Genomic DNA, 8,870 nt, shown 5'->3' with positions numbered 1-8,870 from the left:
GCGCTAAAGCGTTTGGGTGATTAAACGCCCGAAGCCTTGGCAGCTGCCACGTCTTTGATGGACAGCTTGATACGGCCGCGGTTGTCCACGTCCAGTACCAGCACTTCCACTTCCTGACCTTCTTTCAGAATGTCGGTGACTTTCTCTACGCGAGCGTCGCTCAGCATCGAGATGTGCACCAGACCGTCCTTGCCCGGCAGGATGTTCACGAATGCGCCGAAGTCGACGATACGCTCAACCTTGCCGACGTAGATCTTGCCGATCTCGGCTTCTGCAGTGATGCTCAGAACGCGCTGACGAGCAGCTTCTGCAGCATCCTTGGTTTCGCCGAAGATCTTGATCGAGCCGTCGTCTTCGATGTCGATCGAAGCCTTGGTTTCTTCGCAGATCGCACGGATGGTCGCGCCACCTTTACCGATAACGTCACGGATCTTGTCGGTGTCGATCTTCATCGCGATCATGGTCGGAGCGTTGGCCGACAGTTCGGTACGCGACTGGCCAATGATCTGGTTCATCTGGCCGAGGATGTTCAGGCGCGCTTCAAGGGCCTGGCCCAGAGCGATTTCCATGATCTCTTCGGTGATGCCCTTGATCTTGATGTCCATCTGCAGCGCAGTCACGCCTTTGGCGGTACCGGCTACCTTGAAGTCCATGTCGCCCAGGTGATCTTCGTCGCCGAGGATGTCGGTCAGAACGGCGAACTTCTCGCCTTCTTTAACCAGACCCATGGCGATACCGGCCACCGGTGCCTTCATCGGTACACCAGCGTCCATCAGTGCCAGGGAAGCACCGCACACGGAAGCCATCGAGCTCGAACCGTTGGATTCGGTGATTTCCGACACCACGCGGATGGTGTACGGGAACACGTCAGCGGCTGGCAGCATGGCCGAAACCGAACGACGGGCCAGACGGCCGTGACCGATTTCGCGACGACCGGCGCCACCCATGCGACCACACTCGCCTACCGAGAACGGCGGGAAGTTGTAGTGCAGCATGAACGGGTCTTTCTTTTCGCCTTCCAGGGTGTCCAGCAGTTGCGCGTCACGGGCGGTGCCCAGTGTTGCCACAACCAGCGCCTGGGTTTCGCCACGGGTGAACAGTGCCGAACCGTGAGTCTTCGGCAGAACGCCGACTTCAATGTTCAGCGGACGTACAGTCTTGGTGTCGCGACCGTCGATACGTGGCTTGCCGTTAACGATGTTTTCGCGAACGGTGCGGTATTCGATTTCGCCGAAGGCTGCTTTGACTTCAGCAGCGCTTGGCTGGCCTTCTTCACCGGACAGCTTGGCAACCACCTGGTCCTTCAGCTCACCCAGGCGAGCGTAACGGTCGGCCTTGATGGTGATGGTGTAAGCCTGGGAGATCGCTTCGCCGAACTCGGCGCGGATAGCGCCCAGCAGTTCGGTGGCTTCTGGCGCAGGAGCCCAGTTCCAGGTTGGCTTGGCAGCTTCGGCAGCCAGTTCTTTAACAGCGTTGATCACAACCTGGAATTCGTCGTGAGCGAACAGTACTGCGCCCAGCATCTGGTCTTCGGTCAGCTCTTTGGCTTCCGATTCAACCATCAGCACGGCGTCGGAAGTACCGGCAACGACCATGTCCAGGCTCGAAGCGGCCTGCTGCTCGTAAGTCGGGTTCAGCAGGTAGCCGGTGCTTTCGTGGAAAGCCACGCGAGCGGCGCCGATCGGGCCGTCAAACGGAATGCCGGAAATGGCCAGGGCAGCCGAGGTACCGATCATCGCAGCGATGTCCGGATCGGTCTTCTTGCTGGTGGAAACGACGGTGCAGACAACCTGCACTTCGTTCATGAAGCCTTCTGGGAACAGCGGACGGATCGGACGGTCGATCAGTCGGGAAGTCAGGGTTTCTTTCTCGGAAGGACGGCCTTCACGCTTGAAGAAACCGCCAGGGATCTTACCGGCAGCGTAAGTCTTTTCCTGGTAATGAACGGACAGAGGGAAGAAGCCCTTGCCCGGATCGGCTTGCTTTGCACCGACAACAGTCACCAACACGCTGACGTCGTCGTCAACGGTGACCAATACTGCGCCGGAGGCCTGACGGGCGATACGGCCTGTCTCGAGGGTAACGGTCGATTGACCGAACTGGAATTTTTTGATTACCGGGTTCACGGTGTCCTACCTTCTTTGTGGCTCTTGGGGGAAACGGTTTCTTGCGAATTCTTGGGCAATCTCGGGAATCGGCCCGATGGCAACTGTCCGGGTGCTACAGGTAAAGCCATGCTGCAGATAAAACTTGAGGCTGGGAGCCTGCAAGGCGCCAGCGGAAAACCGCTGACGCCCGACAGACCACCAACCTCATAGCGCAATCGCTGATTAGCGACGCAGACCCAGGCGAGCGATCAGCGCGGCGTACCGGCTTACGTCCTTGCCTTTCAGGTAATCCAGCAGCTTGCGACGCTGGTTAACCATGCGGATCAGACCACGACGGGAGTGGTGATCTTTACCGTTGGCCTTGAAGTGACCTTGCAGTTTGTTGATGTTGGCGGTCAGCAGTGCAACCTGCACTTCTGGCGAACCAGTGTCACCAACAGCTTGCTGGTAGTCAGCAACGATTTGAGCTTTTTCTTGAACGTCGAGAGCCATGAGGCAATCCTTCCTTATCAGGAAACTGTTTCAGGGAAACAGCTTCAACAGGCCAGGGACAAATCCCTGTATCTATAAATGAGTAGTGACCATGCCTGTTAACAGCCACACTCGCCGGCCCGCTTAACGCAGACCGGTTCCGGTCATTCTGACCGAATCAAGCGACGCGGCGCGATGCGCCCGTCTTCGCTCACTTCACCGATACCGATGAAGCGACCATTGTGATCCTGTACCCGCACCATGCCGAACTTCGGCGCATCCGGGGCACGTACCGGCTGGCCGTTGAGCCAGTAGAACGCGCTCGCTTCGGAAAAGTGCAGCAACGGCCAATCCTGCAGGCCGCTGTCCGATGGCATCAGGAAGCGATCGACCGCTTCGTTGCCGCCTTCGGCATGTACCGCTTCCAGCTCTTCGAGAGTAACAGTCTGCGCCAGGGTGAAAGGCCCGGCCTGGGTCCGGCGCAATTCTGCGACGTACGCACCACAACCGAGTTGCTCACCGATATCCTCCACCAGGGTGCGAATATAGGTACCCTTGCTGCAGTCCACTGCAAGCCGCGCAGTATCGCCTTCGAAGGCCAGCAATTCCAAGCGCGCAATAGTAACAGAACGCGGTTCGCGCTCCACTACTTCGCCTGCACGTGCCAGTTTGTACAGCGGCTGGCCATCACGCTTGAGTGCCGAGTACATCGGCGGTATCTGACTGATTTGCCCACGAAATTTCGGCAGAACCGCTTCGACATCGGCGCGACCAACGGTCACCGGACGCTCCTGCAAAACCTCGCCTTCGGCATCGGCCGTGGTGGTGGTCTTGCCCAGTTGTGCCAAGGTCTCGTAGCCCTTGTCGGAATCGAGCAGGTATTGCGAGAACTTGGTTGCCTCGCCGAAGCACAGCGGCAACACGCCGGTGGCCAACGGATCGAGGCTGCCGGTGTGCCCGGCCTTCTCGGCATTGAGCAGCCAGCGCACCTTCTGCAATGCAGCGTTGGAGGTGAACCCCAATGGCTTGTCGAGCAGGATGATACCGCTGACGTTACGACGGATACGTTTGACCTGAGCCACCGAATTACTCCTTGGTGTCTTCAGGTGCTGGAGCGGCAACGTGCTGATTGTCTTCAGCCACGGCGCGCTCGATCAATGCCGACAAGTGCGCGCCACGCACGACAGATTCGTCGTAGTGGAAGTGCAATTGCGGCACGCTGCGCAGCTTCATTTCGCGGGCCAATTGCATACGCAGGAAGCCTGCGGCGGCGTTGAGCACCTTGATGCTTTGCGCGATGTCTTCAGCGTTGTCCTGGCCCATCACGGTGATGAAAATCTTCGCGTGACCGACGTCACGGGACACTTCCACAGCGGTAATGGTGACCAGGCCGACGCGCGGGTCTTTGACTTCGCGACGGATCAGTTGCGCCAGCTCGCGCTGCATCTGATCGCCGATACGTTGGGTACGGCTGTATTCTTTTGCCATGATTTGTTACCTGTTACTGCCCAGCGGTGAAACCCGCAAGGTCTGAAAGCGGCAAACGCCCGGCCTGACAAAAGCCAGACCGGGCGTTGCGTTTAGAGTCCGGACGCTGTGCCGTGCATTTGCATGCTACGGCCCATCGTGGCCCTTGAAGTGCGCGAGTCAGAGGCTGCGAGCAACCTGAACCTTCTCGAAGACTTCGATCTTGTCGCCGACTTTGACGTCGTTGTAGCTCTTCACGCCGATACCGCATTCCATGCCAGCACGTACTTCGGAAGCGTCATCCTTGAAGCGGCGCAGGGATTCCAGCTCGCCTTCGAAGATAACGATGTCTTCACGCAGTACACGGATCGGACGGTTACGGTGCACAACACCTTCGATCACCATGCAACCGGCGATCGCGCCAAACTTCGGCGAACGGAACACGTCACGCACTTCGGCCACACCCAGGATGTTCTCGCGAACATCGCTGCCGAGCATGCCGGTCAGGGCTTTCTTGACGTCTTCGATGATGTCGTAGATCACGTTGTAGTAACGCATATCCAGACCTTCCTGCTCGACGATCTTGCGAGCGCCGGCATCGGCACGCACGTTGAAGCCGAACAGTACAGCGTTGGAAGCCAGTGCCAGGTTGGCGTCGGATTCGGTGATACCACCGACACCGCCACCCACGACGCGCACTTGTACTTCGTCGTTGCCCAAGCCATTCAGGGCACCGTTCAACGCTTCCAGCGAACCACGGACGTCGGATTTGAGGACGATGTTGAGCGTCTTCTTCTCGGCCTGACCCATGTTTTCGAAAATGTTTTCCAGCTTGCCGGCGTGAGCGCGAGCCAGTTTGACTTCGCGGAACTTGCCTTGACGGAACAGAGCCACTTCACGGGCTTTCTTCTCGTCGGCAACCACGCTCATCTCGTCGCCAGCGTCCGGGGTACCGTCCAGGCCGAGGATCTCGACAGGGATGGATGGACCGGCTTCCTTGATTGGCTTGCCGTTCTCGTCGAGCATGGCACGTACACGGCCGTAGTTCGAACCGACCAGGACCATGTCGCCTTGACGCAGCGTACCGTCCTGAACCAGCACGGTTGCCACCGGGCCACGACCCTTGTCGAGACGCGATTCAACCACCACACCACGACCAGGAGCCGATGGAGTAGCTTTCAGCTCGAGAACTTCGGCCTGCAGCAGAACGGCTTCAAGCAGCTCGTCCACGCCAGTACCCATCTTCGCCGAAACCGGAACGAATGGTGTGTCGCCACCCCAGTCTTCGGAAGTCACGCCGTGAACCGACAGCTCGCTACGGATGCGATCGAGATCGGCGCCCGGCTTGTCGATCTTGTTCACTGCTACCACCAGCGGCACGCCAGCTGCCTGAGCATGCTGAACCGCTTCGATGGTTTGCGGCATCACGCCGTCGTCCGCTGCAACCACGAGGATCACGATGTCGGTCGCCTTGGCACCACGGGCACGCATTGCGGTAAACGCAGCGTGACCCGGGGTGTCGAGGAAAGTGACCATGCCGCGATCAGTCTCAACGTGGTATGCACCGATGTGCTGGGTGATACCGCCGGCTTCGCCAGCAGCTACCTTGGCACGACGGATGTAGTCGAGCAGGGAAGTCTTACCGTGGTCAACGTGGCCCATTACGGTCACGACTGGTGCACGGGAGAACGACTCACCTTCAAACTTCAGGGACTCGGCCAGGGAATCTTCCAGAGCGGTGTCGCTGACCAGGGTCACTTTGTGGCCCAGTTCTTCGGCTACCAGCTGAGCAGTTTCCTGATCAAGCACCTGGTTGATGGTCGCTGGGGTACCCAGTTTGAACATGAACTTGATGATTTCAGCCGCTTTGACCGACATCTGATTGGCCAGATCGCCAACCGTGATGGTCTCGCCGATCTGCACATCACGCACGACAGGGCCGGTCGGGCTCTGGAAACCGTGGGCGTTGCGCTTCTTCAGCTTGGCCTTGCCGCGACCACCACGACGGAAGCCATCGCTTTCTTCGTCGGTAGTGCGTGGCGCCACACGTGGCGCCGGAGCTTTTTCTTTGACCGATGCGCGATGCGGAGCGTTTTTGCGCTCGCCATCACCACCACCGCTGCGACGATTGTTGTCGTCGGCACGTGGCTTGTCCGGACGGCGCTGTTCGTTCTGCTTGTTGCGAACGTCAGCCGATGGAGCAGGAGCAGCAGCCACCGGTGCGCTTTCGCGAACAGGTTCGGCAGCGGCAGCCGGCGCCGCAACGGCGTCGCTGGCAGCGGTTTGCGCAGCAGCAGGCTGGCGACGCGCTTCTTCTTCGGCGCGTTGCTTGGCTTCTTCTTCAGCCTTCTGACGGGCAGCATTTTCTACTGCGCGACGCTCATCCAGTTCACGCTTGCGCTCTGCTTCGATTTCTTCCGGGCTGCGCTGTACGAAAACTTTCTTCTTGCGAACTTCAACGCTGATGCTCTTGCTACCAGCCACACGCAGGGTGCTGGTAGTTTTACGCTGCAGCGTGATCTTGCGTGGTTCTTCCACTTTCGCCTTGTGACTGCTCTTCAAGTGAGTCAGCAGGGATTGCTTCTCACTGTCAGTCACATTTTCGTCGGCGGCGGTGTGCGGCAGACCTGCCTCACGCATCTGCTGCAACAGGCGCTCTACCGGTGTTTTGACCTCATCGGCCAGTTGTTTCACCGTGACTTGCGTCATGCACTTCTCTCCTCAGGCCGCGCCTAATTACTCGAACCAGTGGGCTCGGGCGGCCATGATCAACTTGCCGGCACGATCATCGTCAATGCCGTCGATGTCGAGCAGGTCGTCAATAGACTGCTCGGCCAGGTCTTCGCGGGTAATTACGCCGCGCACCGCCAGTTCCATCGCCAAATCCTTGTCCATACCCTCAAGCGAGAGCAGGTCTTCGGCCGGATGGGCGTCTGCCAGCTTTTCCTCAGTAGCGATGGCTTTGGTCAACAAGCGATCCTTGGCGCGAGCACGAAGCTCGTTGACGATGTCCTCGTCAAAGCCGTCGATGTTGAGCATTTCCTCCACCGGTACGTAGGCAATCTCTTCCAGGCTGGTGAAGCCTTCATCTACCAGCACCTGAGCCAGTTCTTCGTCGACTTCCAGCTCGTCGATGAAGTTGCGCAGGATGTCGCCGGTTTCTGCTTGCTGCTTAGCCTGGATGTCCGATTCGGTCATCACGTTCAGGGTCCAGCCAGTCAACTGGCTGGCCAGACGCACGTTCTGACCACCGCGACCGATGGCCTGAGCCAGATTGTCTGCGCCAACGGCGATGTCCATGGCATGGGCATCTTCGTCAACGATAATTGCCGCAACCTCGGCCGGGGACATGGCGTTGATCACGAACTGGGCCGGGTTGTCGTCCCACAGCACGATATCAACACGCTCACCGCCCAACTCACCCGATACCGCCTGGACGCGCGAACCGCGCATACCGATGCAGGCACCTTGCGGGTCGATGCGCTTGTCCTTGGAGCGGACGGCGATCTTGGCACGCGAACCCGGATCACGGGAGGCGGCCATGACCTCGATGAGGCCTTCGGCGATTTCCGGCACTTCGATACGGAACAGCTCGATCAGCATTTCCGGCGCGGTACGCGACAGGATCAGCTGCGGGCCGCGGTTCTCGGTGCGGATTTCCTTGAGCAGCGCACGCAGACGCACGCCGACACGGAAGGTTTCGCGAGAAATGATGTCTTCACGGGCCAGCAATGCTTCAGCATTGTTGCCCAGATCGACGATCACGTTGTCGCGGGTAACTTTTTTCACGGTGCCGGAGATGATTTCTCCCAGGCGCTCGCGATAGGCGTCGACCACTTGAGCGCGCTCGGCTTCGCGAACTTTCTGCACGATGACCTGCTTGGCAGTCTGTGCAGCGATGCGGCCGAACTCGATGGATTCGATTTTCTCTTCGACGACGTCACCGACCTTGGCACCAGGATGCGTTTCGGCAACCTTGCTTGGCCAGGTCTCGATGGCCGGATCGTCGAGATCATTCTCTTCGACGACCGTCCAGCGACGGAAGGTTTCGTAAGAACCGGTGTGGCGGTTGATTTCCACACGCAGGTCCACTTCGTCTTCAAAACGCTTTTTGGTAGCAGTGGCCAGAGCCAGCTCCAGCGCTTCAAAAATTACGCTTGCCGGTACACCCTTTTCATTGGATACCGACTCAACAACCAGCAGTACTTCTTTGCTCATCGTACGCCTCGCCTTTCGCAAGCCATTGGATCCGCGGGATCCGCGTCTCAGTCAAAACTGGGAATAATGTTGGCCTTGTCGATCATATCGATCGGCAACAGGAACTCGTGGTCTTCTACCTGCACCACGACGTCCTGCTCTTCTACACCGCGCAGAAGGCCCTGAAAGTTGCGTCGACCTTCGAAAGGCGAGCGCAGCTTGATCTTCACTTGTTCACCGGCAAATTTGGCAAACTGCTCAAGAGTGAACAGCGGGCGCTCCATGCCAGGCGAGGAAACTTCAAGGGTGTATTCAACGGAGATCGGATCTTCAACATCCAGAACGCCGCTGATCTGACGGCTGACAATGGCGCAATCGTCCACCAGCACGCCACCCTCTTTATCGATATAAACGCGCAACATCGAGTGACGACCCTGAGCCGAAAACTCGATACCCCAGCATTCATAGCCCAGGGCCACGACCACCGGGGCCAGCAAGGCCTGCAACTCTTCTAGCTTGCTCGACACCTGAACCCCCTAGTGCATGATATGTGCATGCTTTGCAAAATAAAAAAATGGGCATAACGCCCATCCTTGAAACGCCGTCGAACAGCGGCGTTGAAAGGAT

7 protein-coding genes are annotated in these 8,870 nt (G+C 58.5%); all 7 read right to left on the bottom strand.

All coding sequences use genetic code 11. The features are described from left to right. Nucleotides 1-20: 20 nt before the first annotated feature. Nucleotides 21-2,126 (bottom strand): polyribonucleotide nucleotidyltransferase, encoded by a 2,106-nt coding sequence (gene pnp, locus F8N49_RS21590; protein ID WP_024011572.1) that lies wholly within the window; start codon nucleotides 2,124-2,126, stop codon nucleotides 21-23. Nucleotides 2,127-2,330: 204 nt separating this feature from the next. Next, complete coding sequence (gene rpsO / locus F8N49_RS21580; RefSeq protein ID WP_016771751.1) at nucleotides 2,331-2,600, bottom strand: 30S ribosomal protein S15; 270 nt, start codon at nucleotides 2,598-2,600, stop codon at nucleotides 2,331-2,333. Nucleotides 2,601-2,743: 143 nt separating this feature from the next. Next, nucleotides 2,744-3,661: a tRNA pseudouridine(55) synthase TruB gene (gene truB, locus F8N49_RS21575; RefSeq protein WP_024011571.1), complete on the bottom strand. Its 918-nt coding sequence runs from the start codon at nucleotides 3,659-3,661 to the stop codon at nucleotides 2,744-2,746. A 4-nt stretch (nucleotides 3,662-3,665) separates the two neighbouring features. After that, nucleotides 3,666-4,067 (bottom strand): 30S ribosome-binding factor RbfA, encoded by a 402-nt coding sequence (gene rbfA, locus F8N49_RS21570; RefSeq protein ID WP_016771753.1) that lies wholly within the window; start codon nucleotides 4,065-4,067, stop codon nucleotides 3,666-3,668. Nucleotides 4,068-4,226: 159 nt separating this feature from the next. Next, the gene (infB, locus tag F8N49_RS21565; protein WP_024011570.1) at nucleotides 4,227-6,755 is read right to left on the bottom strand and encodes a translation initiation factor IF-2; all 2,529 of its coding nucleotides are present in this window, start codon (nucleotides 6,753-6,755) and stop codon (nucleotides 4,227-4,229) included. 27 nt (nucleotides 6,756-6,782) lie between these two features. Continuing rightward, nucleotides 6,783-8,264: a transcription termination factor NusA gene (gene nusA, locus F8N49_RS21560; RefSeq protein ID WP_024011569.1), complete on the bottom strand. Its 1,482-nt coding sequence runs from the start codon at nucleotides 8,262-8,264 to the stop codon at nucleotides 6,783-6,785. A gap of 47 nt (nucleotides 8,265-8,311) precedes the next feature. Continuing rightward, complete coding sequence (gene rimP, locus F8N49_RS21555) at nucleotides 8,312-8,770, bottom strand: ribosome maturation factor RimP (RefSeq protein WP_007973115.1); 459 nt, start codon at nucleotides 8,768-8,770, stop codon at nucleotides 8,312-8,314. Nucleotides 8,771-8,870 lie beyond the last annotated feature (100 nt).

Origin of the sequence: Pseudomonas sp. GXM4 (genome assembly GCF_008923895.1) — a bacterium.
Lineage (GTDB): Bacteria > Pseudomonadota > Gammaproteobacteria > Pseudomonadales > Pseudomonadaceae > Aquipseudomonas > Aquipseudomonas atacamensis.
Note: the sequence above shows the minus strand (reverse complement) of the source record. Positions and strands in the feature narration are given on the sequence as shown.